Origin of the sequence: Comamonas odontotermitis, from assembly GCF_040396735.1 — a bacterium.
In the GTDB taxonomy this organism is placed as follows: Bacteria; Pseudomonadota; Gammaproteobacteria; order Burkholderiales; family Burkholderiaceae_C; genus Comamonas; species Comamonas odontotermitis_C.
Genome location: NZ_JBEBNZ010000008.1, coordinates 25,043 through 50,610 on the forward strand (window position 1 = coordinate 25,043; position 25,568 = coordinate 50,610).

At 60.5% G+C, this 25,568-nt stretch carries 27 protein-coding genes; 16 read left to right on the top strand and 11 right to left on the bottom strand.

Annotated features, from left to right (window positions below):
• Window positions 1-339: 339 nt before the first annotated feature.
• Window positions 340-1,128, bottom strand: a complete 789-nt coding sequence (locus ACH2DG_RS09265) for a 3-hydroxybutyrate dehydrogenase (RefSeq protein ID WP_395025661.1) — start codon at window positions 1,126-1,128, stop codon at window positions 340-342.
• 262 nt (window positions 1,129-1,390) lie between these two features.
• Between ACH2DG_RS09265 and ACH2DG_RS09270 the strand changes: the two genes are divergently transcribed.
• The 3 genes from ACH2DG_RS09270 (at window position 1,391) to ACH2DG_RS09280 (ending at window position 3,097) form a co-directional block, all read left to right on the top strand.
• Window positions 1,391-1,861 carry a peptidylprolyl isomerase gene (locus ACH2DG_RS09270; RefSeq protein ID WP_395025663.1) on the top strand — a complete coding sequence of 157 codons (471 nt, stop codon included), beginning with the start codon at window positions 1,391-1,393 and terminating at the stop codon, window positions 1,859-1,861.
• Window positions 1,862-1,970: 109 nt separating this feature from the next.
• Complete coding sequence (locus tag ACH2DG_RS09275; protein ID WP_395025665.1) at window positions 1,971-2,564, top strand: GNAT family N-acetyltransferase; 594 nt, start codon at window positions 1,971-1,973, stop codon at window positions 2,562-2,564.
• Between the two features lie 170 nt (window positions 2,565-2,734).
• A complete protein-coding gene (locus ACH2DG_RS09280; protein WP_395025666.1) occupies window positions 2,735-3,097 on the top strand; it encodes an HPF/RaiA family ribosome-associated protein in 363 nt (120 codons plus the stop codon).
• Window positions 3,098-4,368: 1,271 nt separating this feature from the next.
• On the opposite strand, the gene ACH2DG_RS09285 is transcribed toward ACH2DG_RS09280, so the two are convergent.
• Entirely contained in the window at window positions 4,369-4,599 is a 231-nt protein-coding gene (locus tag ACH2DG_RS09285) for a hypothetical protein (protein ID WP_395025667.1), read from the bottom strand.
• A 731-nt stretch (window positions 4,600-5,330) separates the two neighbouring features.
• Here ACH2DG_RS09285 and ACH2DG_RS09290 point away from each other — a divergent pair.
• Entirely contained in the window at window positions 5,331-5,708 is a 378-nt protein-coding gene (locus ACH2DG_RS09290) for a hypothetical protein (RefSeq protein ID WP_395025669.1), read from the top strand.
• Between the two features lie 490 nt (window positions 5,709-6,198).
• Here the strand turns inward: ACH2DG_RS09290 and ACH2DG_RS09295 are convergent, their stop codons facing one another.
• Both ACH2DG_RS09295 and ACH2DG_RS09300 read right to left on the bottom strand, forming a co-directional pair.
• A complete protein-coding gene (locus ACH2DG_RS09295) occupies window positions 6,199-6,678 on the bottom strand; it encodes an acyloxyacyl hydrolase (protein ID WP_395025671.1) in 480 nt (159 codons plus the stop codon).
• 278 nt (window positions 6,679-6,956) lie between these two features.
• On the bottom strand, window positions 6,957-7,517 hold the full coding sequence (locus tag ACH2DG_RS09300; protein WP_395025672.1) for a Spy/CpxP family protein refolding chaperone: 561 nt from the start codon (window positions 7,515-7,517) through the stop codon (window positions 6,957-6,959).
• Between the two features lie 372 nt (window positions 7,518-7,889).
• Here ACH2DG_RS09300 and ACH2DG_RS09305 point away from each other — a divergent pair, with 372 nt between their 5' ends.
• The gene (locus tag ACH2DG_RS09305) at window positions 7,890-9,005 is read left to right on the top strand and encodes a recombination-associated protein RdgC (protein WP_395025673.1); all 1,116 of its coding nucleotides are present in this window, start codon (window positions 7,890-7,892) and stop codon (window positions 9,003-9,005) included.
• Window positions 9,006-9,177: 172 nt separating this feature from the next.
• Here ACH2DG_RS09305 and cueR read toward each other — a convergent pair whose 3' ends face one another.
• The 3 genes from cueR to gstA all read right to left on the bottom strand — a co-directional run bounded on the left by cueR (window position 9,178) and on the right by gstA (window position 10,642).
• A complete protein-coding gene (cueR, locus tag ACH2DG_RS09310; RefSeq protein ID WP_395025674.1) occupies window positions 9,178-9,672 on the bottom strand; it encodes a Cu(I)-responsive transcriptional regulator in 495 nt (164 codons plus the stop codon).
• Between the two features lie 2 nt (window positions 9,673-9,674).
• Window positions 9,675-9,869, bottom strand: coding sequence for a heavy-metal-associated domain-containing protein (locus ACH2DG_RS09315; RefSeq protein ID WP_395025676.1), 195 nt, complete (start codon window positions 9,867-9,869; stop codon window positions 9,675-9,677).
• Between the two features lie 170 nt (window positions 9,870-10,039).
• Complete coding sequence (gene gstA, locus ACH2DG_RS09320; protein ID WP_395025678.1) at window positions 10,040-10,642, bottom strand: glutathione transferase GstA; 603 nt, start codon at window positions 10,640-10,642, stop codon at window positions 10,040-10,042.
• Between the two features lie 241 nt (window positions 10,643-10,883).
• On the opposite strand from gstA, the gene mnmG reads away from it, so the two are divergent.
• From mnmG to ACH2DG_RS09360, 8 genes are all read left to right on the top strand, one after another.
• Entirely contained in the window at window positions 10,884-12,866 is a 1,983-nt protein-coding gene (mnmG, locus tag ACH2DG_RS09325; RefSeq protein WP_395025679.1) for a tRNA uridine-5-carboxymethylaminomethyl(34) synthesis enzyme MnmG, read from the top strand.
• Window positions 12,863-13,525 (top strand): 16S rRNA (guanine(527)-N(7))-methyltransferase RsmG, encoded by a 663-nt coding sequence (gene rsmG, locus ACH2DG_RS09330; protein ID WP_395025681.1) that lies wholly within the window; start codon window positions 12,863-12,865, stop codon window positions 13,523-13,525. Before mnmG ends, rsmG begins: the two co-directional genes overlap by 4 nt.
• 142 nt (window positions 13,526-13,667) lie before the next feature.
• Complete coding sequence (locus ACH2DG_RS09335) at window positions 13,668-14,282, top strand: LysE family translocator (protein ID WP_395025683.1); 615 nt, start codon at window positions 13,668-13,670, stop codon at window positions 14,280-14,282.
• Window positions 14,283-14,305: 23 nt separating this feature from the next.
• A complete protein-coding gene (locus ACH2DG_RS09340) occupies window positions 14,306-15,079 on the top strand; it encodes a ParA family protein (RefSeq protein WP_224150841.1) in 774 nt (257 codons plus the stop codon).
• Window positions 15,080-15,261: 182 nt separating this feature from the next.
• Complete coding sequence (locus ACH2DG_RS09345) at window positions 15,262-15,825, top strand: RBBP9/YdeN family alpha/beta hydrolase (RefSeq protein ID WP_395025684.1); 564 nt, start codon at window positions 15,262-15,264, stop codon at window positions 15,823-15,825.
• A gap of 8 nt (window positions 15,826-15,833) precedes the next feature.
• Complete coding sequence (locus ACH2DG_RS09350) at window positions 15,834-16,751, top strand: ParB/RepB/Spo0J family partition protein (RefSeq protein ID WP_395025686.1); 918 nt, start codon at window positions 15,834-15,836, stop codon at window positions 16,749-16,751.
• Window positions 16,752-16,969: 218 nt separating this feature from the next.
• On the top strand, window positions 16,970-18,010 hold the full coding sequence (locus ACH2DG_RS09355) for a peptidoglycan-binding protein (RefSeq protein WP_395025688.1): 1,041 nt from the start codon (window positions 16,970-16,972) through the stop codon (window positions 18,008-18,010).
• 257 nt (window positions 18,011-18,267) lie between these two features.
• Window positions 18,268-18,897: an N-acetyltransferase gene (locus ACH2DG_RS09360; RefSeq protein WP_395025689.1), complete on the top strand. Its 630-nt coding sequence runs from the start codon at window positions 18,268-18,270 to the stop codon at window positions 18,895-18,897.
• 57 nt (window positions 18,898-18,954) lie between these two features.
• On the opposite strand, the gene ACH2DG_RS09365 is transcribed toward ACH2DG_RS09360, so the two are convergent.
• A complete protein-coding gene (locus ACH2DG_RS09365; RefSeq protein WP_395025690.1) occupies window positions 18,955-19,569 on the bottom strand; it encodes a flavin reductase family protein in 615 nt (204 codons plus the stop codon).
• Window positions 19,570-19,707: 138 nt separating this feature from the next.
• A complete protein-coding gene (locus ACH2DG_RS09370; RefSeq protein WP_395025691.1) occupies window positions 19,708-20,619 on the bottom strand; it encodes an AraC family transcriptional regulator in 912 nt (303 codons plus the stop codon).
• Between the two features lie 80 nt (window positions 20,620-20,699).
• Between ACH2DG_RS09370 and ACH2DG_RS09375 the strand changes: the two genes are divergently transcribed.
• On the top strand, window positions 20,700-21,995 hold the full coding sequence (locus ACH2DG_RS09375; protein ID WP_395025692.1) for an MFS transporter: 1,296 nt from the start codon (window positions 20,700-20,702) through the stop codon (window positions 21,993-21,995).
• An 88-nt stretch (window positions 21,996-22,083) separates the two neighbouring features.
• On the opposite strand, the gene ACH2DG_RS09380 is transcribed toward ACH2DG_RS09375, so the two are convergent.
• Both ACH2DG_RS09380 and ACH2DG_RS09385 read right to left on the bottom strand, forming a co-directional pair.
• Window positions 22,084-23,508, bottom strand: coding sequence for an FAD-binding oxidoreductase (locus ACH2DG_RS09380; protein ID WP_395025693.1), 1,425 nt, complete (start codon window positions 23,506-23,508; stop codon window positions 22,084-22,086).
• A 120-nt stretch (window positions 23,509-23,628) separates the two neighbouring features.
• Window positions 23,629-23,856: a hypothetical protein gene (locus ACH2DG_RS09385; RefSeq protein ID WP_395025694.1), complete on the bottom strand. Its 228-nt coding sequence runs from the start codon at window positions 23,854-23,856 to the stop codon at window positions 23,629-23,631.
• 154 nt (window positions 23,857-24,010) lie between these two features.
• On the opposite strand from ACH2DG_RS09385, the gene ACH2DG_RS09390 reads away from it, so the two are divergent.
• The gene (locus ACH2DG_RS09390) at window positions 24,011-24,589 is read left to right on the top strand and encodes a cob(I)yrinic acid a,c-diamide adenosyltransferase (protein ID WP_395025695.1); all 579 of its coding nucleotides are present in this window, start codon (window positions 24,011-24,013) and stop codon (window positions 24,587-24,589) included.
• 19 nt (window positions 24,590-24,608) lie between these two features.
• Window positions 24,609-25,508 carry a LysR family transcriptional regulator gene (locus ACH2DG_RS09395; RefSeq protein ID WP_395025697.1) on the top strand — a complete coding sequence of 300 codons (900 nt, stop codon included), beginning with the start codon at window positions 24,609-24,611 and terminating at the stop codon, window positions 25,506-25,508.
• The last annotated feature ends 60 nt before the right edge of the window (window positions 25,509-25,568 follow it).

A 25,568-nucleotide genomic window follows, 5' to 3' on the forward strand; every position in this document is an offset into this window, starting at 1 on the left:
TGGTACGGTAGCTCCCTGTGCCAATACTGTCGCAGGCGCTGTAACAGGCAGGCAAAAAGGCGTCTGCCCGCCATTACTCTTGTTTTGATAGCTGCCTGCGCTTTACCTCTGTGCACCAAAGGCGTTTTTCGCCACTGTTTTGGCAGTGCACACCCTGTAATGCCCGCCCATGCAGTTGCAACGGCAGCGCGAAGGCTTTACGTTTGGCCATAAAAGCCATGGCAGCGGGCTCTTTGGCGGCCACACCGCTGCGGGCCCCGAAGCGGCCCGCTCATCAACACATGGAGGCATGGAAAACAGGGCGCCTTGCGCCCTGTTGCGATCCAGCCATTTGCCGGGTTACTGCATGAACCAGCCGTGGCTCACCACCATCGACTGGCCGGTCAGCGCATTGGTCGGGAAGGCGGCAAAAAACAGCGCCACGCGCGCGACATCTTCCAGCGTGGTGAACTCACCGTCCACCGTCTCCTTCAGCATCACGTTCTTGATCACTTCCTCTTCGGAAATTCCCAGCTCCCGGGCCTGCTCCGGAATCTGCTTGTCCACCAGGGGCGTGCGCACATAGCCCGGGCAGATGACGTTGGCCCGCACCCCCTGCGGCCCGCCCTCTTTCGCCACCACCTTGGCCAGGCCTTCGAGCCCGTGCTTGGCCGTGACATACGGCGCTTTCAGCCGCGAGGCCTCCTTGGAATGCACCGAGCCGGTGTAGATGATGCTGCCGCCCCGCCCCTGCGCATACATGTGCTTGATGCAGGCGCGCGTGGTGAGGAAGGCGCCATCCAGCTGGATCGCCAGCATCTTCTGCCATTCGCCCAGCGAAAAATCCTGCACCGGCTTGACGATCTGGATCCCTGCATTGCTCACCAGGATGTCGATGCCGCCATAGGCGCGGACCGCCGCCTCCACCGAGGCGTCGACCTGCGCCTCCTGCGTCACATCCACCGCCACGCCCATTGCCGTGCCACCCCTGCTTTGGATATCCTGGGCTGCGGTATCGGCCGCCTCCTGCTTCAGGTCTGCAATCACCACCTTGGCACCCTCCTGTGCATACAGATCCGCGATTGCCTTGCCAATGCCACTGGCGGCGCCTGTCACGTACGCCACCTTGCCTGCGAGTTGCTGAGCCATTGTTCACGTCCTTTCGATGGAAAACAGATATCGCCGGGCCATGCTGCGCCGTCCGGGGTGCTCCAGTCGTAGGAGCGCAGGCCCTTTGCACAAGTACATACAGGCATGGGGACCATCGCTGCCGCAGCCGTATCGCCGGATCTCAGATTCTTGATGGCGATCATGGCCGCAACCTGCGGAAACGGGCCGCGCAGTGCTGCTTTGTGCAAGGCTTCGCACCAGCCTCTACACTTGCAGTTTTGCCAGACTGCATGACACAACCATGAACATCACCAAAGACAGCGCCGTCACCATCCAGTACAAAGTGACCGACGACAAGGGCAAGCCGCTGGACAGTGGCAACCTGGCCTACCTGCACGGCGGCTATGAAAACATCTTCCCCAAGGTGGAAGCCGCTTTTGAGGGCCAGTCCGCAGGCTTTAGCACCACCGTCGATCTGGCTGTGGAAGATGCCTTTGGCGCCCGCGATGAAAGCCTGGTGCGTACCATCCCCAAGGCAGAGTTCCCCCCCGGGGTGAAGGTGGGCGGCCAACTGCAGGGCGCCAACGACAAGGGCGAACCCCATGTCTATTACGTCAAGAAGATCAAAGGCCCCGAGGTTCACCTGGATGGCAACCACCCACTGGCCGGGCTTGCACTGCGCTTTAGCGGCAAGGTGATCGATGTGCGCGCCGCCAGCGCAGAAGAAATTGCCCACCGCCACGTGCATGGCGCGCATGGCCACCACCATTGAAGCCGTCGGGGGCGCTGACATCCGGTGCAGGCGCCCCTGCACCTGAAGCAAACAAGCGGCTGGTGGGCATCCTTTGTGCGCCAGCCGCTCTTTTTTGGATAGCAAAACCATGCCCACTGCGCTGATCGAACCCCGCACCCCCCGCCTGCAACTGCGCCAGTGGCATGCGCGGGACCGCGATGCATTCGCTGCAATGGTCGCCGACCCGGAAGTGATGCGCTATTTTCCGGCCCCGCTGACGCGCGCACAAAGTGATGCCATGGCAGACAAATGCGAGGCACTGATCGCCGAGCGCGGCTGGGGTATATGGGCAGTGGAGCGTCTGGCCGATCAGCAGTTCATCGGCTTTGTCGGCCTGCATGTGCCGCAGCCCGACCTGCCGTTTTCGCCCTGTGTGGAAATCGCCTGGCGTCTTGCACAGCACGCCTGGCACCAGGGTTTTGCCACGGAAGCCGCGCGCGCGGCACTCACCATCGGGTTTGGCCCACTGCAACTGGCCGAAATTGTCGCCTTCACCACGCAAACCAACACCCCGTCGCAGGCGGTGATGCAGCGGCTGGGCATGGAGCGCGACAGCGCTGGCGATTTTGACCACCCAGCCCTGCCTGCGGGCCATCCCCTGCGCCCCCATGTGCTCTATCGGCTGCCGGCGGCGCATTTTGGCCGGCCGCCCGAGCGCCAGACGTCTCCGGCCCCTCTGTAGGACGATTGATATTTCTCAGGGCTTTTACCGATAAGCTGGGGTATACGGTCAGCGCTCCACATTTGCGCGCTACGATGGTACGCAACCTGGTGTAGCAATGCATCGCCATTGCGCCACCCCGTTGCAATGGCCGGGCGGGGGCCCGGCAGGTTCGAGAAAGGAGCACATCTATGCAAGTTCAAGTGCACGCTGGCGACAATGTCCAAGGCGGTGAATCCCTGGCGCAATGGGCGCAAACCGAAGTACAGGACAAGCTTTCACGTTTTCGCGAATACGTGACACGCGTCGAGGTCTACCTGACCGATGTGGATGCGCTGAAAAACGGCGGCAAAGGCAAGCGCTGCGTGATGGAAACCCGCGCCACCGGCCGCCAGCCCCTGGCTGTGAATGCGGAAGCCGAGAAAGTGGCGGAAGCATTCAACGCTGCCCTTGAAAAATTGCACCGCGCGCTGGACACCGACATCGCCAAGATGCGCGACAAGAGCAACCGCGACACCATCCGCTCCGGCAACGAACTGGACAGCGAAGCCTGATTCCAGTCTTCCCATTCCTGCATCCAGCAAAAGCACCGCGCAGCGGTGCTTTTTTGTTGCCCGCGAACTGGCAACGCTGCGACAGGCAGCAGGTGATCCACCGCCACCGCGGGTTTCCGTCATGGGTGGCCTACTTGCAAACACCCCGTGACAAGGACAGAACCTGCACCCCAGGGATTGACGGCATTTCCTGCAGGCACTGAAGACCGATGCCGCCCTGCCCCCGTATCTGGCAGCCGTCGGCGCGGTTCCATTCACTGACAGGGCAAGCCCTTTTTAAGAGCCGTCTGCCCTGTTCATGCCATTGCGCCCTATGCCCGTGCCGTGAAGCGGGCCCGGTCTCGGGCAACCAGCCCGCTGCACCGGTAGACACCATTCCACCCGGCCATGGGCCCGCCGATCACACGCCCAGGGCATCTTCGGCCGACCAGCGCTCATGCCCATCCGAGTCGGCAAGCATGCATCCGCAAGCCTCCATGGGCTACGGCGCCTGCCTGCTGCCCACGGATGCCGCGTGTCCCGGGCCCGCAAGCGCGCCGGAGCAGGTCAAGTCCTATCCATTGCCAAAAATATCTATTTAATAACAGGTTATCAACTTATCAACAATTCGACACGTAAACATCGGATCCTCTCGATGTTATCAACAGATGCATGATACCTATGAATTTCTGCAAAAACTCATGAAGTATCTCTTAACTTCTCTTATTTTTCGGCTTCGACATGAAGCATGTCATTTTTTCATTGCTATTGAGAAGAATGTTATCCACTAAAATCTTCTTTTAAATTCAATGGCATGTGCACAACATGATGCTCTGAATCTTTCATCACTCTTATCAATTTTTTTTGTTGATATCTTTTTATATCATTGGTATACATAGAGAATTTACATAAATTCTGTGGATAGAACTGATCCGCCATGTGCCAAAGAAGCAATCCGGTCACCCATTCCCATTCGAAGTTAGAGAATTGTGCATAAGTGATGCAGGCATTGCAATCACTCATGCTTTGTGGATAACTTCTACAAGACTTCTGCTGAAATGCAGAACTTCATTCTGAAACTATTGTGATTTCATTGTGAATAAACTTAAGATAGCCTGTATGCTTCACTACGGAATTTTTTGATGGCAAAAGTTATCCACTGACTTATTTGGTATAAACTGTGCATGAATCAGGCACATTCACTGGTAAGATGTGCTTGTTTTTTAATCATTCACCGGCTGCTGATGCCTCTAGTCTGTTCATCCAGAATTGCACGAGAATTCCATACGGATTCAATTTTTTTGAATTAAATTTTCCAAAAAATCCCTTTCCGGGCTTCTGTCTGAATTGCCGAATTCGAAAAAAACGGTGATGAGAATGCGCGCAAGCACGCATCCCTGCATAGCCAGCGCATACCGATGGCCCTGGTTTGTGCAGCATTTCGCTGCGAAATGGGCCACCGACCAATGGCGCAGAGTTGTGCAGTCGATGGGCGGATGAGAGGCAATAACGAGGTTGGCCAATCAGGCTCCGTGGTTCCTTGTGGCCAGATCCCGTTCCACACGCGATGCAGATACCTGCTATGGCTTGGTAGCAGGTTCGTGCAACTGAAGGCCGATGGTTCGGTGGTTTCGCCGAAAACCGCTCCACCGCTCTCCAGCCATCGACCCCAGGGCACATGAAAGCCCTCTGCCACGCCTGGTGTACATGCCGTATTCGGCCAAACCACGCCAAACCCCCTTGAAGACTTGTTCTGGATCCTGGTTGCAGGGGTTTCAGCGCAGCTTTCCCCGCATCGAAACGGGAGATCCGGCGCCCTCCTCCTCACCGATGGAGACACGCACAGGCACGGTTTCTGGCCTTTTGTGAGTATTTCTGTGCATAAGTCTCCTCTGCAGAGGAATTACCCACACCAACGAGAGGCTGCGCATTGTTATCCCGGCCTATCCTTTGTTCCAGGTAGGCCAACACACATGCCTGCTTACCCCTATCTGTTTGATTTTCATAAAGAAATAGGTTTATACACAGGCACATCTCATTTTTTCAGCCATTTCTTTTGTGGATAACTAGCATGGACCGTCGTGGAATATCTGCCTCAAAAAATGAAGCGTGTACTCACGTCATATCTATATTCGAACTCACCTGATTATTAATTAGGCACTGCATCTATTTGCCTATAAAAATTCACGTAATATCATGAAGTTATGCAATTTCGCGTCACCGACTTTTTCTGTGGATAACCAAATAGGCCGCAATGCCTTATTCACAGAAGATGCGCTGCAAGCCGACTTATCCACTTTGGAGTGACAGCGGCAACAGTGGCCCACACACAGGGTTGAAGGAAGCAGAAGCCATTGAGAAAAAATGGGAATTGCAAGTTATCCACAAAAAGAAGCGCCTTCTACTACTACCTACTATTCTTTTAAACCTCTTAAAAGAAAAACAAAAAGGCAGCTTGGCAGAATTTCAAGATGCGGAAAATTTCACAATGCAGAAGGAAAGTACAGATTTCACGGTCCTATGGATCCATGGAAGATGGAATCGCACAGCGGATAGCGCCCTTGGTTCATCCACTGCACTGACAAGCATTCCCATTTCTGTGGAAAACCACGTCTGTGTTCATACCCGGTAGGTACTGGCAGCGGTGCTGCACCTGTGCAAACATGCACATCTGTGCATAGGATGTGTCTATGCTCCGGGTCAGTCCAAAGGCCGGAAGCTCTCTCTCGGGCATCCGGGTCTGTTCAATGTGTCCGTGCACAAGGCTTTCGCCAGCAATCAAGGGGAGGGGCGGTAGATGTGATGCCCGGCCCGGCAACCGCTCGGAAGGTATTCACGGCGAGACCTGCATTGGTGCGGAGCATGCGGGAGGCCCGACGGGCGAGGTGTATACGCCTATGGGGCCCCCAGGCCGCTTTGGAAGGCCTGGGAAGGCTGTCCCATGGGGTGCAGCGGGTTGTGAGGGCGATCGCAGCAGGGTGCCTGGCAGAATGGCCTTTGAACAGGTTTGTAGGCGGCAAAGAGGCGTGAACCTGCATGCCAAAGGATTGCGGATAAAAAAAACGCCAGGCAGTGCTGGCGGCATGTTTTGAGGGGAAGGCTTGAGGGCAGGGGCCCTGTGCCTAGAAATGGCGCGCATAGCGCAGCTGTATGAAGTTTTCTCCAGGGTTGGGCCGTTTGATCGATGCGTTGGAGAAGTGCTCGATGCGCAGCATCCATTCGTTTTCACGCTTCATGCCGGTGAAATAGCCCAGGCCCAGGTGCGATCCGAAGTTGAACGCCGTGGAGAACCGCTTGTCGCGATTCTCATAGAGGTGGTTGGAGACATAGCCACCGATGCCTGCTTCCACGAACCAGGGATACTGGCTTTTGCTGTGGAATCGCAGCACGGGCGTGAGGCCCAGGACGGCGATGTTGCGCCGGCCGTCCTGGTTGTCGCGCTCGGCATTCCACATGCCCACGCTCAGATCCCAATGGGCCGTGACCGCGTTGCCCCACCAGTAGGTGTGCCATTGCATGGGAATGGTGGAGCCAACGGTCACAGAGCGTCCATTGCTCTCGGCCAGGCCACCTTGCAGGTAGAGGGTGGGGCTTTGGCGCATGTCGGCAAACTGCGCATGCGCTGCTGCACTCGCACCGAAGAGGGCGCATGCACCCATAACAGAGATCAAGGTTCGATATGACATGACGCTGATGTTACATGCTGTCAAGCGAGATGCCTGTCAGTGGAAGCTGTGTGTTGGCTCTGGTGTACGGGCCGGGCAACAGGTGGAGATGGCTGGCGCAGAAAAACGCCCTCCGGCCGTAGGGCGAGAGGGCGTTCCAGTGCCTCGCAGGCCCATGCCTGTGGGCTGGCTGCGTAGAGGAAAAGGGTGTGGTTCTATTTGCTGTCGGTTGCTGGAACAGTCTGTTCTGCATTTGCACCTTGACGATGGCCGCGCCGCTCATGCTGGCCTTTGCCACCAGGGCCATGGCGGTCGTGCATCTTCAGCGTTTCGGCGTCAAATGTCTTTTGCTGCTCGGGCGTCAGTGCGGCATAGAAGGTCTTGGTGGCCTGGTGGCGTTGGTCCATTGCTGTCTGGCGCTTGGCGTGCATGGCCTGCATGGCGTCGATGCGCTCGGGTGTCGTCATGGCAGCAAAGGCCTTGCGATCCGGATGGGCCGGGCGCTCTCCATGCATGGGGGGCTGCAAGGCTGCCACATAGCTGTTCCACGCACCTTCCTGGCTGGCGTTGAGCTTGAGCGCGGTCTTGAGCGCCTGCATGCGCTGCTCCATGCGCGCTTTGCGGGCCTGTGGATCCGGGCGGTGGTGCTTTCCATGGGGCGCGGCTTGGGCAGTGGTGGCCGCCGGTGCATCGGCAGGGGCGGGTTGTGCGAACGCGGGTACCGACAAGGCGGCAAGCATGGCGGTCACGATGGCGCTGCGTTGCAGGAGGGACATGGTGGTTTCCTTTCTTGTTGGGAAGGGCGGTGGCGGCGCCACTGCGATGGATGCAGTGTCCCGTGCAGATGTAAGAGTGCCGTGCCTGCTTGGTATGGCTGTGTAAAGAATTGCCAATTTGTTTGAGGTTTCGGCAGCGCTGCGTTTCAGCAGAAATGGCCGCTAGGGCTTGTCTGGTGGGCGGAAGAATATCAAAAAACATAGCAGTTGAATCGCTTTGTACTGCTTCCCGGAGCCACACCCACGCATGCAGGCCGGGGCCTGACGGATTCGCGGCACAATGGGTGGCAGATGAATGCGGCTGGTGACGGCCGCTTGTGTTTTTCAAGGCTGGCGCTTGCAGGCGATCAGTCTCCCGAACAAAGGAATTGCATGTTCAAGAACATGATCTTCTACCGCATCTCTGAAGCCTGGCAGCCGGACTGGACCCAGCTGGATGAAGCGCTGGCCAAGCAGCAGTTTGAAGAGTGCGGCGCGACGCAGGAAAAATCCGTGGGTTGGGTGCCTCCGCGCGGCGAGGACAACGGTGCCATGGTCGAATCCGTGGGCGGCCAATGGATCATGCGGCTGATGAGCGAGAGCAAGATGCTGCCCGCCAGCGTGCTCAACCGCAAGCTGGGTGACAAGCTGGCCCAGATCGAGGCCAAGGAAGGCCGCAAGCCAGGCAAGAAGGAAAAGCAGGAGCTCAAGGACGAATGCAAGCTCGACCTGCTGCCCATGGCCTTCACCAAGCAGGGCGGCCTGTGGGTCTGGATCGATCCGCAAGCGCGTCTGTTGGTGCTGGATACCGGCAGCCAGGGCCGGGCCGATGAGGTGGTGACCATGCTGGTGGAGGCATCTCCTGGCTTTGCCGTGGCCCTGATCGATACGCAGATCAGCCCGCAGGCGGCCATGGCAGGCTGGCTGCACAGCCATGACGCGCCGGCAGGCTTCAGCATCGACCGTGAGTGCGAACTCAAGAGCGCCGATGAGTCCAAGGCCGTGGTGCGCTATGCGCGCCATCCGCTCGATATCGACGAGATCCGCGAGCACATCGACCAGGGAAAGATGCCCACCAAGCTGGCCATGACCTGGGATGACCGCGTGAGCTTTGTGCTGACTGAAGGCCTGCAGCTCAAGAAGGTGGCCTTGCTGGATGTGGTGATGGAAGGCCAGGGCCAGGACGATGCGGGCTTTGACGCCGATGTGGCGATTGCCACGGGCGAGTTCAGCCAGCTGATTCCCGACCTGATCCAGGCGCTGGGAGGGGAAGGCCGCACCGAGCTGGGCCAGCTGCCTGACCGAGGTGACCGGGGAGACGCCAAAGGCACCGCAGGCGGCGCAAACAGCGCTACAGCGGCTGAAAAAAGAGCAGGGCAGGGCATGGGTGCCACGCAGGCCAATAATGCGTCTGGCAACGATTTTGCGCGCCGTGCAGCCAGTGGTGGTGCCCATACCGGGCCGAGGCAGGCGCCGGTCGATGAAGACCCGGCCACTGCGCCGTTCTGATTCCCCCTTCCTGAACCACTCCTGCAGGGCGCAGGCCCTGGTGTGAGTGCACGGGGAAAGAGGGTGTGATATTTCCCGGGCTGTCTGCCCAGGAAAAGAGAAAAGAGCATCACGACGGATGCTCTTTTTTTATGAGCGCATGGTACGCAACCATTCAGCGCAGGCAGTGCTTTCAATGGCAGCAGCCGGAGCTACCGTCGGTGGCGGGATCGGCCAGATTGTCCAGGATCGGGCAGTCGGGCCGGTGATCGCCATGGCAACTGTGTACCAGCTGCTGCAGCGATCGCTGCATGGACTGCATGGCAGCAATCCGTTCGCTGAGCACTTCGATGTGCTTTTGCGCAATCTCCTTGACAGAGCTGCTGGCACGCTGCTTGTCATTCCACAGGTTCAGCAGGGTTTCGATCTCCTCCATGGAAAACCCCAGATCGCGGCTGCGGCGAATGAAGCGCAGCGTATGCACATCGGCTTCGCTGTAGAGTCGGTAGCCGCTGTCGGTGCGGCCCACATGGGGCAGCAGATTCAACGACTCATAGTGCCGCGCCATGCGGGCAGAAATACCTGCCAGCTGCGCAGCCTTGCTGATGGACACGGGCCATGCAATCGATGCGGCGCCGGTCGCCTTGCGCGAACCAGATGTCTGTAAAGCTGCGCTGCTGTGGGCCATGTTCATTGCACCTGGTAGCCTTCAGCAGCAATGGCTGCCGCGATGGAATTGGCGGGCTGCACAGAATCCACGACCACCTTGCCCTGGGCACGGTCGATCTGCACCTTGGCGTCAGCGTCCAGCTGCTTGACCGCATTGGTCACGGAACGCTCGCAGTGGCCGCAGGTCATGCCCTGTACGTTGAAGGTGTTTTGCATGGTGTTTCCTTTCAGTGGAAGTTGTTGATGTGCTTATGTTGAAAGTTAACACGATGTGAAGGTCAAGCGTGGGGGCATCTTTTTTGATGGAAGTCAGAAACAAGCCTGCCCCCCAAGAAAAAAAGCCTGTTCACGTGAAACAGGCTTTGCGATGGATGGAAGAAAAGCAGTTATTGCTTTTCGTCGGCAATCGCCTTTTGCACGGATGGGCGGGCACCCACACGTTCCAGGAACTTGCCAAGATTGGTCAGACCCGCAACATCGACGCCTACGAACTTGGTCCAACCGCATACCGTAAACAGATAACCATCGGCCACAGTGAACTGGGCGCCCGTCAGATAGTCCTTGCCGGCGAGCTGCGAATCCACCCAGGTCAGGCGCTTGAGGATCTGCGCACGGAACAGTTCCTTGGCGGCATCCGGCATGTTGGGGTTGAAGAGGGGCGAGAAGGTCTTGTGGATCTCCGTGCCGATGAAGGTCAGCCATTCCTGCAACTGGTAGCGCTCCCAGGTACCGTTGGCAGGTGCGAGCTTGGAGGCTGGCGCCTGATCGGCAATGTATTGCACGATGGCAGGGCCTTCGCGCAGCCGCTGGCCGTTGTCCAGTTCCAGCACCGGCACATAGCCCAAGGGGTTGATGGTGTAGAAATCGGTGCCGTCCTTGAGTTGGTGCGTTTTGGTGCTGGCCAACTCCAGGGTGAAAGGCAGGCCGGACTCCAGCAATGCGATGTGGGGCGACAGCGAGCAGGCGCCGGGAGAGAAATACAGCTTCATCTACATTCTCCTGTACAGGGTAAAAAGCCAAATGATGCTAGCGTGTTTCATAAAGCTTTGCAGGCCGGGTTCATCGGCACTGTTTCACGTGAAACAGCAATTACACGGCCCGCAGCGTGAAAACCCCCAAGTCATTAAAATACCAAGCCAATCCCCGCATATTCGCCACTTTTGCCCAAGGGCTGCAGAAGGGCATGAAACAGGCAGAGCGCATGCTTTGCGAGCCCTGGAATGAGGCTGTATGAGCCAGACCCCCTCTTATATCTATCCGCAAGAATTTGATGTCATCGTCGTTGGCGGCGGTCATGCCGGCACCGAAGCTGCGCTGGCTGCTGCACGCATGGGTTGCAAGACGCTGCTGCTGTCCCACAATATCGAAACCCTGGGGCAGATGAGCTGTAACCCCTCCATTGGCGGTATTGGCAAGGGCCACCTGGTCAAGGAAGTGGACGCGCTGGGCGGTGCCATGGCATTGGCGACCGACAAGGGTGGAATCCAGTTCCGTACGCTCAATAGCTCCAAAGGGCCCGCTGTGCGTGCCACGCGTGCCCAGGCCGACCGCATTCTCTACAAAGCCGCCATTCGCGAGGTGCTGGAGAACCAGCCCAATCTGTGGCTGTTTCAGCAGGCGGTGGATGACTTGATGGTGGAGGGCGACCGCGTGGTTGGCGCCGTCACCCAGGTCGGCATCCGTTTTCGCAGCCGCACGGTGGTGTTGACGGCCGGAACCTTCCTCGACGGCAAGATCCATGTAGGACTGAACAACTATGCAGCTGGCCGCGCGGGAGACCCGCCAGCAGTCAGCCTGTCTGGCCGCCTCAAGGAACTGAAGCTGCCGCAAGGACGCCTGAAGACCGGCACGCCGCCGCGTATCGATGGCCGCAGCATTGATTTCAGCCAGTGCGAGGAGCAACCCGGTGACGGCATGCCCGGTGGTGTGAACGAGGGCCATGTGCCAGTGTTCAGCTTCATGGGCAACGCGGCCATGCACCCACGCCAGGTTCCGTGCTGGATCACGCACACCAACGCCCGCACGCACGAGATCATCCGCAGCGGCTTTGACCGCAGCCCCATGTTCACGGGCAAGATCGAAGGCGTGGGCCCGCGTTACTGCCCCAGCGTGGAAGACAAGATCAACCGCTTTGCCGACAAGGAAAGCCACCAGATCTTCCTGGAGCCCGAAGGCCTGACTACCCACGAGTTCTACCCCAACGGTATTTCCACCAGCCTGCCGTTTGATATTCAGTACGAACTGGTGCGCTCGATGAAAGGCTTGGAGAACGCCCACATCCTGCGCCCCGGCTACGCCATTGAATACGACTACTTTGATCCGCGCTCGCTCAAGAGCAGTTTCGAGACCAAGCAGATCCAGGGTCTGTTCTTTGCCGGACAGATCAACGGAACCACGGGCTATGAAGAGGCGGCGGCCCAGGGATTGTTTGCGGGCCTGAACGCTGCCCTGCAATGCCGGGGCGAAGGGCCCTGGATGCCGGGGCGTGATGAAGCGTATCTGGGCGTTCTGGTGGACGACCTGATCACCAAGGGTGTGACCGAGCCTTACCGCATGTTCACCAGCCGCGCGGAGTTCCGCCTGCAGTTGCGCGAAGACAATGCCGATATGCGCTTGACCGAAGTGGGTCGCAAGATGGGCCTGATAGACGATGCGCGCTGGGATGCATTCAGCCGCAAGCGCGACGCTGTTTCACGTGAATCAGAGCGCCTGAAGGCCACCTGGGTGAATCCGCGTATCGTTGCTGCCGAAGAAGCAGAGCGTGTACTGGGCAAGGCGATGGAGCGCGAATACAACCTGTTCGACCTGCTGCGCCGCCCCGGAGTGGACTATGGCACTTTGATGAGCATGAACGAAGGCGCCTACCGCTCGGACGCTGTTTCACGTGAAACACTGGGCGATCTGGGGGACTCGGTGGTGGAGCAGGTGGAGATTGGCGCCAAGTACTCGGGCTATATCGATCGCCAGAAGGACGAGGTGGAGCGCGCGGCCCACTACGAAAAACTGCGCCTCCCGGCTGAACTGGACTATATGCAGGTGACGGCCTTGTCCTTTGAAGTGCGCCAGAAGCTTCAGACGCACCGGCCCGAAACTCTGGGTCAGGCATCGCGTATTTCTGGTGTCACGCCTGCCGCCATTTCTCTGTTGATGGTGCACTTGAAGAAGGGCGGCTTCAAGGGATTCTCGGCAACCGAAGAGGTAAGCATCGCATGAGCGCCGCATTGGAAAACAAGCTGCGTGACGGAGTGCTGCAGCTGGGATTGGCGCTGGATGATGGCCAGATCGGGCTGCTGATGGCTTTTCTGGACCTGCTGCAGAAATGGAACAAGGTCTACAACCTGACCTCGGTGCGTGATCCGCAAGAGATGCTGACCCACCATTTGCTCGACAGCCTGGCAGCCGTTGTGCCCTTGCAGCGTTACCTGGCAGGCAAGGCATTGGTGGAACCGAAACTGCTGGATGTGGGATCGGGCGGTGGATTGCCGGCCGTGGTGTTTGCCATCTGCCTGCCGCAGCTTGATGTGAGTTGTGTGGACACCGTGGGCAAGAAGGTGGCTTTCATCCAGCAGGTAGCAGCCAATCTGCGGCTGCGCAATCTGCGCGGTATCCAGTCGCGGGTCGAGAATCTGGCGCAGCAATACGACGTGGTCAGCTGCCGTGCCTTTGCTGCGCTGCAGGATTTCACGGCCTGGTCGCAGCAGACCTTGAAGGCTTCCGGAATCTGGCTGGCCATGAAGGCCAAGCGTCCCGATGATGAACTGGCATTGCTGCCTGCCGGTGTGCAGGTGCTGCAGATCGAGCCGCTTGTGGTGCCGGGGCTCGACGCCGAACGCTGCATCGTGTGGATGCAGAAAACGCCCGAGGCTGCGTAGATGGCCAACGGCTGAAAAACGAAGTGAAAAGGCCCCGATTTCGGGGCTTTTTGCTGACGTTTCGGGCCGTAACGGCGCGCTTTTGCTGGCTGGAACGCAAGGCTGTCGTTTACACTCAGGGTTTCATCGCAGCAGGTGGGATATGTTTGGCATTTCCGACTACGGTGCATTTGTGGTGGCCGTAATCCTTTTCTTGATGATTCCGGGCCCGGGCAATCTGGCGCTGATCACCTCCACCGGCAAGGGTGGAATCTGGGCTGGGATGGCCGTATGCCTGGGCTGCATGGCAGCCGATCAGGTGCTGATGTGGCTGGCAGTGGCCGGTGTGGCTGCGGTGATGACGGCCTACCCTGCGGCCTTCCAGGCCGTGCAGTGGATAGGGGCGGTCTACCTGGCATGGATCGGCTACAAGCTGATCACCGCCAAGCCGGGCGATCAGCCGGTCATCAGGATTGAGCCGCGCCACTATTTCAAACAAGGCTTTCTCATCACCCTGATGAACCCCAAGGCCATTGTTTTTTACATGGCGTTCTTTCCGCTGTTTGTCGATCCGGCAACGCATCGAGGCATTCCGACGTTTGCCCTGATGGCGGCGACGGTGGCGGTGATCAGTCTGGTGTACTGCACGATCGTTGTGCTGATCACCAAGACCCTGGCCGAACGTTTGCGCGCCAATCCGTCGGTCGTCAAATGGCTGGAGAAGACCGCCGGTGTGTTTTTGATTGGTTTTGGCCTGAAGCTGGCCCTCACCAAGTAAGTATTGGATTGAAGCGAACTTTCATGGCAAAAATCTTTTGTATCGCCAACCAGAAGGGCGGCGTGGGCAAGACGACCACGGCAGTCAATCTGGCTGCAGGCCTGGCCAAGGTAAAGCAGCGGGTGCTGCTGGTGGATCTCGATCCGCAGGGCAATGCCACCATGGGTTCGGGCATTGACAAGCGCGCACTCGAGACCTCGGTCTACGATGTGCTGCTGGAGTCGAACACCATCAAGGAAGCGGCCGTGTACTCGGACAAATGCGGCTACTGGGTGCTGGGAGCCAACCGTGAGCTGTCGGGCGCAGAAGTGGAACTGGTGGAGCTGGAGCGCCGTGAAAAGCGCCTGAAGGCTGCGCTTGACGCCGCCAATGGTGACTTTGATTTCGTGCTGATCGATTGCCCGCCCAGCCTGTCGATGCTGACCCTGAATGGCCTGTGCTCGGCCCACGGCGTGATCGTGCCGATGCAGTGCGAGTATTTCGCGCTCGAAGGCCTGACCGATCTGGTCAACACCATCAAGCAGGTGCATGCCAACCTCAACAAGGATCTGGAGATCATCGGCCTGCTGCGCGTGATGTTTGATCCGCGCATCACCTTGCAGCAGCAGGTGAGCGACCAGCTCAAGGACCACTTTGGCGACAAGGTGTTCGACACCGTCATTCCTCGCAATGTGCGCCTGGCCGAGGCACCCAGCTATGGCCTGCCCGGTGTGGTGTTTGACCCGTCTGCCAAGGGCAGCAAGGCATTCGTCGAGTTTGCCAAAGAGATGGTCAAGCGCATCAAATCGATGAAATGAGCCAGCCCTGCTTGCCAGGGAAGTGGGCCTCCACATGCATCGCATGGGAGGCCTTTTTGTTGGCAAGTGTGGCGGCGCATTGCAGCGGGCAGACAATGAGGCACAATAAGCGCTTGATATTTTGAAAGAAATTGGCCTGTAGCGCATATCTGTAGAGCGCTGATAGCTATAAAAAAGAGAGTATGCAATCCTTGTCCGTCAAACTGCTGCCAGGCTGGCAAAACAGCGGCCCGGGCCACTGGCAAACCGTATGGGAAGAAGAATTTGGCTACGAACGCGTACAGCAGCACGATTGGATGCGCCCCAAGCGCGGGGATTGGACGGCACGGCTGCAGGATGTGATCGTGGATGCGCCAGAGCCCGTAGTGCTGGTGGCGCACAGCCTGGGCTGCATTCTGACGGCTTGGTGGGCCGCGCATTCGCCGCAGGCGGCGCACAAGGTGCGTGGCGCGCTGCTGGTGGCGCCTGGTGATGTAGAGCGGCCGGATCTGGCCGAGTTGATTCCCGGCTGGTCGCCCATTGCGTTGCAGAAGCTGCCGTTCCCCTCCATTCTGGTGGGCAGCCAGAACGACCCGTACTGCAGCGCAGAACGCGCCAGGCTGCTCGCAGACAGCTGGGGTGCCCGCTGGGTGAACCAGGGCAACTGCGGCCACATCAACGCGGAATCCGGGCTGGGCAACTGGCCGCTGGGGCAGGGCCTGCTGGCCGAACTGAGCGCCGTTGCGGCAGCCAAAAACCAAAGGTAAACAAAACCATGGCAACCAAAAAACCCAAGGGCCTGGGACGCGGCCTCGAAGCATTGCTCGGCCCCAAGGTGGAAGCAGCGCCGCAGGCTGCAGAAGACAGGGGCCACAACCCCCACCAGCTCGCGCTGGAAGACATGGTGCCCGGCATCTACCAGCCGCGCACGCGCATGGACGAGGGAGCGCTGTACGAGCTGGCCGAAAGCATTAAGGCCCAGGGCATCATGCAGCCGATTCTGGTGCGCAAGCTCACACAGGGCGAGCATGTGGGTAAATACGAAATCATTGCCGGCGAGCGGCGATTTCGTGCGGCGCGCATTGCAGGCCTTGCCGAAGTGCCGGTACTGGTGCGCGAAGTGCCAGATGAGGCGGCCGCGGCGATGGCGCTGATTGAAAACATCCAGCGCGAAGACCTCAATCCGCTGGAAGAAGCGCAAGGCCTCTCGCGCCTGGTGGGTGAATTCAACATGACGCATGAGCAGGCTGCACAAGCCGTTGGCCGTTCGCGCTCGGCTGCATCCAACCTGCTGCGCCTCTTGAACCTGGCCGAGCCGGTGCAGACCATGCTGATGGCCGGCGACCTGGACATGGGCCACGCCCGCGCCTTGCTGGTGCTCGACCGTGCCGCACAGATCACCGCTGCCAACCAGATCAATGCGCGCAAGCTGAGCGTGCGCGAGGCCGAGAGCCTGGTGAAAAAGGTGAGCGCGGAATTCTCGGGCGAAACGCCGGTCAAGGCCAAACCGGCCAAATCGCGCGATTTGAAGCGTGTGGAAGAAGAGCTCTCCGACCTGCTGATGGCCGAGGTGGAGGTGCGCGTGAAAAAGCGCGTCAAGCGCGCTGGCAAGGTCGAAGAAATGGGAGAGCTGGTGATCCAGTTCGGTTCGCTCGATGCCCTTAATGGATTAATTGATAAATTACGCGGATAATTCCGGCTCCGAGTAGATTTCTGTAATTGCTTATCTTTGCAACAATTTGTCGCAATTTACGCGCTGTTGTCGCTTTGATCAAGAGCAAATCTGGATGCCATTCGGCGAGGGATTTTCTACAATTGACGGCGTTTATCGTACCGATAGTGGTGGTTTGAACCCAGGCAGTGCTCCTGGGTTTCTTTGTAAAAGTAATTGAAAACTTGCGGGAGCAACATATGAAGAAACTGGCATTGGCGGCACTGGCCGTATTGGCATTGGCAGGCTGCGAATCCACGGGCATGAAGCTGGGCGGCGGCACCAACAACACCGTGACTGGCGGAGCCGCAGGCGGCAGCAGCCAGGGCGAGAACAGCCAGTTGGAAAAATGCGACTCTCCCGTGGGCACCGTCTCGCTGGTGGAGAACCAGCAAGCGGGCTGGTACACCATCCTGCGCAACGAATACCGTCTGCCACCTACCGCCAATCTGCTGCGCGTGCTGATCCAGCAATCGAACTGCTTCGTGGTGGTGGAGCGCAGCGCGGCTGGCATGAACGCGATGAACCGCGAGCGGGCCATGATGGACAACGGCGAAATGCGCAAGGGCAGCAACTTTGGCAAGGGCCAGGTGGTGGCATCGGACTACGGCCTGACGCCTGAAGTGACCTTCAGCGAAGACAATGCCGGCGGCTTTGGCGCTGCGCTTGGCGGCATTCTGGGCGGCCGTGGTGGTAGCGCCCTGGGTGGCGTTGCTGCCAACAGCAAGACGCGCGAGGCCTCGGCCATGCTGACCCTGGTGGACAACCGCTCGGGCGTGCAGGTGTCGTCCTCCACTGGTAACGCCAGCAACACCGATTGGGGCGGCTTTGGCACCCTGTTCGGCGGCTCGGCAGGTGCCAGCATCGGCGGTTACTCCAATACCTCGCAGGGCAAGGTGGTCTCGGCAGCGTTTGTCGATGCATACAACCAGATGGTGCGCGCGCTGCGCAACTACAAGGCACAGGCCGTCAAGGGCCAGGGCCTGGGCGGCGGTGGCCGCCTGTCGGTCGATGGCTCGGCGGCGCCCAGCCAGACTTCGGCCCCCGGCGCCAAGACCAATGTGCGCATGACCATGAAGCAAGCCCAGCAGCGCCTGAACGAATTGGGCTTTGATGTGGGCACGCCGGATGGCTCCGCAGGTCCGCGCACGCAAAATGCACTGCGCACCTTCCAGCAGGACCAGGGCCTGCCCGTGACCGGCCGTCTGGATCAGGCCACGATGCGCCAGCTGTCGGAATAACATTTTCCGCGCCTGCAGGCCACAAGCCTCCAAAACCCGCTCAGGCGGGTTTTTTCACGTCTTGGCTACCTTTGGGTGTTTATCGCTGCCGCGATGCGCCACACGGCTTTTGAAGCGTCTGGGGCGGCACGGATTGGTAGCGCGGAGGTGCCAGATGCAATCTCGCACCCTTTGCGTGCGAATTGTGCGCTGGGCTACCCTCAATGGCTTTGTCATTGGAGCGGCCCGGCAAAGGTCGCGCACAAGGAGAGAAAGCCATGCTGACCGCTATGCCGCCCTTTTGGGCATCCTGGCTGTACCGACCGGTGGAATTGCGCATTGATGTGAGCCCGATTCCACCCAAGCAACTGGAAGGCGAATGCGCCTCCATCCATGACCGCATCAACACCCCGGGCGACTGCCTGCACGGGATTGCCGAAATTCCGCTGTCCGATCCCCGTTTCGCCATCCGCTACCGCGCGGCCGATGGTGAGTTCTACGTCTATGTCGAAGACCTGCAGGCGCACCGCATTGCGGGTTTCACCGTGTTCAGTCGCCTGATCGAGCTGGACAAGCGCGCCGACCGCATCATTCGCGGCCCCCATTCCAAATTCGATGTGGCCTACCAGCGCAAGGGACTGGCGTCGTGCATCTACCGTTGGGCCCTGGATGCCGGGCTGTGCCTCGTCACCGGTGCCCGCCAGTCGCCCGGCGCCCACGCGCTGTGGCACAAGCTGGCGCGCGACTACCGGCTCGGCTATGTCGACATCACCGACAAGAAAATGCGGTACCTGGGCAACAGCGTCGAGCCGCAGGTGCTCAACCAGCTGAACACCCGCATGTTCCTGCTGGGCAAGGGCTGGAGCCTGGGCAGTTTTGCCGCTGCCGCACGCATGCAGATCGACTGAATTCGACGCGCCATCAAGCGCGCCATGCCTGCCGAAGCCGTACCGGTGGGAGACGCATCAGCGTGGACGCATCATCACCCGCTTGCCTGCTTCGCTGATCGTGAAATAGTCCCCCGGCCCGCCGCCGCGCAGCAGGGGCTGGCCTGCAGCCGTCTGGTAGATGCCATCCTTTAGCAGCCGCTCGTCGATGTGCACCATCACCACCTCGCCCAACACCAGCCAGGTGGGTACCTGCACGCCATCGGCGCCCTGCAGCTGGATGATCTGCGTGCAGCGGCATTCCATGGTCACCGGGCTGGCCTGCACGCGCGGCGGCTTTACCTTGACGGACGGCTCGGCCGCAAGCCCCGCCAGTTCGAACTCATCGACCTCCGGTGCCACAGCGGCGCAGCTCTGGTTCATCGGTACGGCCAGCGGCTCGCTCGCCAGGTTCCAGACGAATTCGCGCGTGGCTTCGATGTTGGCCAGGGTGTCCTTGCGGCCGATGCTGGCAAAGCCGACGATGGGCGGAACGTAGTTGAATGCGTTGAAGAAGCTGTAAGGCGCCAGATTGCGCACGCCAGCACTGCTCAGGCTGGAGATCCAGCCAATCGGACGCGGGCCGACAATCGCGTTGAAAGGGTCGTGCGGCAGGCGGTGGCCCAAGCGAGGATCGTAGCTGTGGAGCGGCATGGTTTTGCTATAAAAAAATAGAGCTGTTTGCACAACAAGGTTGAGCGCAAAGTGCTGGTTATTCCATAGATTCTGCAGGCAGGATAGCGCAGCGTGGCATTTTTTCAGCCAGCCTGCACACAAGTACTTGCGCGGCCATCAGCGGCGTTGCATGCCCAGAAAACGTGCGGGCGGCAGGCCGACGGCGCGCTGCACCATGGCACTGAAGGCGCTGGGCGTATAGCCCAGTTCCACGGCAATCTGCCCCATGGGCAGGCCGCTGGCGCCCAGTTGCACGGCCTTGGCCAGAATCACCTGCTGGCGCCATTGCTGGTAGGTACAGCCCAGCTCCTGCCGAAAGAGGCGCGCCACGGTGCGCAGGCTGGCGCCGCTGTTGCTGGCAAAGGCCTGCAGGCTGTCGTGCGCCAGTGGGTCCTGCAGAACGGCCTGGCACAGGGTGTTGAGGCGTTTGTCGCGCGGCATGTCGATGCGCAGGTCCAGCTGGGTGGCGCGCCCCAGCTCATCGAGCAGCAGAGCGCTGACATGGCGCTCGCGCGCCAACTGCGCCAGGCTGGGCGGCTCGCCTGCGTCCGAGCTCGTGGAAAGGTCACGCACCAGCGCCTGCAGCAGATCCGATACTTCGAGCACGCGGCAGCGCTGCCAGCGTGCACTGAGCGTATCGTCCGCAATGGGCCCGCACTGGCCTGGTGCCTGGTAGATGTAGAGCGTGCGCAGCTCAGCCGTCTCCACCATGGTGACGGCGTGCTCCACCTGGGGCGGAATCCACAGCGCCCGCCCGGGCGGCACCACAAAGGTGGCGCGGGGCACGCGCAGATGCAGGGTTCCGGTGGTGGATACCGCCAGCTGCGCCCACTGGTGGTGGTGCGGCAGCACCTGCGTATCGCGCTGCAGCACCCGCTGCTTGGCGCGCACAGGCCGCTGTGGCGTAGGCACGAACAGATGCGGGGTGAGCGAATCCACGTACTCCCAGGCACGCGCGCCTGTGGCCAGCGATACCGCCGGCACCGCGGTGATTCGCGGCCCGCTGGCGCGGCGGCGCGAAGGGGGCATGGCTTGGCTTGGCATGTTGGCGATAGTAATTGGCTTGCTATCGCATACAAGACGGTGTGGCTTTGGCTACCATGCCGGGTATGACAACCAACACCAATGCCTCCGCTGCTGGCGCCGACCAGATCGGCAGCCTGCGCCAGGACAGCCGCACCATCGGCCTCATCGGCCTTGCCCACGGCTCGTCCCATTTCTTTCATCTGTTGCTGCCGCCGCTGTTTCCGTGGCTGATCCAGGATTTCGGCTTCAGCTACTCGGAGCTGAGTGTCCTGGTGTCGGTATTTTTCATCGTCTCCGGCGTTGGCCAGGCCCTGGCGGGATTTGTGGTGGATCGATTCGGTGCCCGTCCCATCCTCTTTGCGGCGCTCGCCAGCTTTGCCGTGGCCGGGGTGATTGCAGGCACGGCGCACAGCTATGTGCAGCTGATGCTGGCTGCCGTCTTTGCGGGGCTGGGCAATGCGCCTTTCCATCCGGTGGATTTCACCATCCTCAACAAGCGCCTGTCGCCGCAGCGCCTGGGCCATGGCTTCTCGGTGCATGGCCTGTCGGGCAACCTGGGGTGGGCGGCCGCGCCGGTGTTCATGGCGGGTATCACATCGGCCACCGGTTCGTGGCGCCTGGCCTGCCTGTGCGGCGCTGCGCTGGCAGCCATCATTCTGGCCATCATGGTCATCAACCGCGATGCGCTGGACGACCGCGTGACGGTAGCTGCGGCAGGCGCTGCCCATGGCGCGGCAAAGGCAGCTGCGGCATCTGCAGCGCAGGAGCACCCGCTGGCCTTCCTGAAGCTGCCATCGGTGTGGCTGTGCTTCTCGTTCTTCTTCTGGACCACCTGCGCCATGAGCGCCATCCAGTCCTTTGCCAGCCCGGCCTTGCAGCAACTGTATGGCCTGCCCGCCAGCATCACCGCCTATGTGGTGACGGGGTACATGCTGTTTGGCGCGGCGGGCATGGTGGTGGGCGGCTTTCTGGTCGGCCGGGTGGAGCGCCTGGAGAAAACGATTTCCGCCTGCCTGCTGTTCTCCGGTGGGCTGCTGGCGCTGGTGGCCACTGGGTGGCTGCCCGGCTATGCAGCGCTGGGTGTGGCGGCGCTGGCGGGTGTAGGAACCGGCCTGGCAGGCCCGTCGCGCGACATGCTGGTCAAGCGCGCAGCACCGCCCGGTGCCACGGGCCGGGTGTACGGCATGGTGTATTCGGGGCTGGATCTGGGTTTCTGCCTGGCTGCACCGGTGTTTGGCTATATGCTCGATCACCACATGAACGCAGGCGTGTTCTACGGTGCTGCAGTGGGCATGGTGCTCAGCGTGGTATCTGCCGGTTTTGTGGGAGCGGGTGTCGCTGCGCGCAAGGCGCAACTGGGGGCTGCCAAGCCGGCCTGATGGGGCATGGACGGGGCGCAATTCATGTGCCTCAAAAACAAAGCCCGCGCAGCATAGCTCGCGGGCTTTGTTTTTTGGGCGTCGTGCGCTACACGGCCAACTGAAAGATCTTGCCCGGGTTCAGAATATTCTTCGGGTCCAGTGCCTGTTTGATGGCTCGCATCATCTCTACGCCGCCCTCACCCGCTTCATCCGCGAGAAAGCCTTGCTTGTGGATGCCAATGCCATGCTCACCGGTGCAGGTGCCACCCAGGGCGATGGCGCGCTCCACAAGCTGGTGGTTCAACTGCTCGGCCTGCTGGCGCTGGATGTCATTGTCGGGGTCGATCAGGTAGCCGAAATGGAAGTTGCCGTCGCCCACATGGCCCACCAGGAAGTAGGGAATCCCGCTGGCGTCGGCCTCGTTCACGCAGTCGAGCAGCGCATCGGCCAGGCGGCTGATGGGCACGCACGCATCGGTGGTGATGCAGCGGCAGCCGGGCACGCTCGCCACGGCGGCAAAGTAGGCGTTGTGGCGCGCGGTAAACAGGCGGGTGCGGTCCTCGGGGCGCTCGGCCCACTCAAAGGCATTGCCGCCAAACTCGCTGGCGATGTCCTGCACCATCTCGGCCTGCTCCTTCACGCCGGTAGGCGATCCGTGGAATTCCATCAGCAGCATGGGCTCCTCGCGCAGGCTGAGCTTGCTGTAGGCATTGACCATGCGGATGGCGTTCACATCAATCAGCTCCACGCGGGCGATGGGAACACCCATCTGGATGGTCTGGATCACGGTGCGAACGGCGGCCTCAATGCTGGGGAAGGAACAGATGGCAGCGCTCACCGCTTCGGGCAGCGGGTAGATGCGCAGCGTGATCTCGGTAAAGATGCCCAGCGTGCCCTCGCTGCCCACGAGCAGGCGTGTCAGATCGTAGCCCGCCGCGCTCTTCTTGGCCCGGTTGCCGGTGCGGATGCGCTCGCCACTGGCGGTCACCACCTCCAGTGCCAGCACGTTTTCGCGCATGGTGCCGTAGCGCACGGCATTGGTGCCGCTGGCGCGGGTGGAGGCCATGCCGCCGATCGACGCATCGGCGCCGGGGTCGATGGGGAAGAAGAAACCGGTGTCCTTGATCGCCTCATTGAGCGCCTTGCGCGTGATGCCCGGCTGCACGGTGATGGTCAGGTCTTCGGTGTTGACCGAGAGCACCTGGTTCATGCGGCTCACATCCAGCGTGATGCCGCCCTGCACGGCCAGCAGGTGGCCTTCCAGCGACGAGCCCGCACCATAGGCAATCACCGGCACGCTGTATTCGGCGCACAGCCGCACGGCATCCTGCACATCCTCGGCGGATTCGGCAAACACCACGGCAGCTGGCGGCGGCGCAGCAATGGAGCCTTCGTCGCGGCCATGCTGTTCACGCACAGCCTGCGCGGTGGAGCACTGCACGCCAAAGCGGGCTGCGAGTTTTTGCAGGAAGGCATCGGGAACAGACCGCAGTTCGGCCTGCAACTGGTGGGTGGATATGGGTGCATTCATGAGGAGTCTCCAGACTGAACTTCAGAATAGCACCGCATCTGTACCAGCGCTGTCTGCTGCGCGAAGCCAAAAAACCCGCCGAGGCGGGAGGGGGGAGAGTCCGGGGAGAGGAAAAGGGCGTTACATGTTCTTCTTGACCGGCTGGCGCACCTGGTGGCGGCGAGGGTCGCTGGCGCTCAGGTTGCGTTCGGCCTGGACAATACGGTGCGCGCTGGCGCCTTGGGCCAGGCGTTGCGCGGCGCTGCCTGTCGCAGGCTGGGCGTGGGCCATGGCCGATGTCACGGCGATGGATGCAAACAGCATCACGCTGCGGGCATCAAAGGGATGGGTGAAAAATTTTGCAGGCATCTGCACCTCCTTACAGGATTCAGACATGGGGCCTATTGCACCCCAGATGACCGCCAAGCGCTATCATTTTTGCTTGCTGTTGCTTCCGCTACAAATTACGGGAGGCAGGTAACAGAAAATAGGCCCCAGTACACAAGCTTCACAAGGATTACCAATGGGCAACCGACTCTCCCAGATTGCGACCAGAACCGGTGACGATGGCACCACCGGCTTGGGCGACAACAGCCGCGTCTCCAAGGCCAGTGGCCGGCCTCATGCGATGGGGGATGTGGATGAACTCAATTCGCACATTGGCCTGCTGCTGTGCGAGCCGCTGCCCTCGGATGTGCGCGAGCTGCTGATCGATATCCAGCACCAGTTGTTCAACCTGGGGGGCGAGCTGTCGATGCCCGGCTACGAACTGCTCAAGGACGACGCCCTGCTGCAGTTGGACGATGCGCTCGCACGCTACAACGCGCAGCTTCCCCGGCTGGCCGAGTTCATCCTGCCCGCAGGTACGCGCGCAGCAGCGCAGGCCCATGTGTGCCGCACCGTTGCACGCCGTGCAGAGCGCATGGTGGTGGCCCTGCAGGAAGCAGAGGCCATGCGCCCTGCGCCGCGCCAGTACCTCAATCGCTTGTCTGATCTGCTGTTCGTGCTGGCGCGGGTGCTCAACCGCGTGGATGGCGGTGACGATGTGTACTGGAAGAGCGAGCGCCTCGCGCGCATGCAGGCCGAAGATGCCGGTCAGTGACGTGGTGAAGGGCTGAGCAATGCGGTTGCGCCATATCGAAGTGTTCAATGCGGTGATGCATACGGGCAGCGTGAGCGCGGCTGCGCGGCTCATCAACATCTCACAGCCCGCTGTCAGCCGCACCTTGCAGCACGCAGAGCTGCAGCTGGGCTTTGCGCTCTTTCAGCGCAGCAAGGGGCGCCTTGCACCCACGAGCGAAGCGCTGGCCCTGCTGCCCCACATGGAAAAGCTGTTTGCCCAGCTTGAAGACGTACAGCGCCTGGCAGACAGCCTGCGCAAGGGCCGCGCCACCGATGAGCTGCGCATTGCCAGTGTGCTGGCGCTCAGCCACGAGGTGTTGCCACGCGCACTGGCGCAGTTCAAGCAGAAACACCCCAATGTCACCGTCACCCTGCAGTCGCTGCACTCGCCGCAGATCGTGTCGGCCCTCATGATGCAGGAAGCCGATGTCGGCTTTGTACTGAGCAATGTGCAGCAGCCCACCTTGCTGCAGGAAAACCTGGCCCGCGTGCCGATGATGTGCATCGTGCCCAAGGGCATGCTGCCGCCGTTCAAGCTGCGCGCGGGCACCCTGTCGCAGGAAGATCTGGCGGGCGTGCCCCTCATCTGCCTGGATGCGCAGGACCCTGTGGGTATGCTGCTGAACCAGCTGGGCCGCGAATCAGGCGCAGGCCAGAACCATTTTGTGACGGTGCAGACCTACCACACGGCCCTGGCCATGGCCCACCATGGTTTGGGCGTGGCGATGGTGGATGGCTGCACGGCCTTGTCGGCCGACCGGAGCAAGGTGGAAGTGCTGCCGCTGGCCCCCGAGTTGCAGGTGCCGGTCAATGCCATCCGCGCGGCCGCGCAGCCGCATTCACTGCTGGTCAAAGCCATCACGCGCGAAATGCAGAAGGTGCTGGGGGCGCAGCGCTAGCCAGGAGCTGCACTGGCTGTTCTCAGAACTGGTTCAAAGTCTCTGCAATCCTTGCGATAA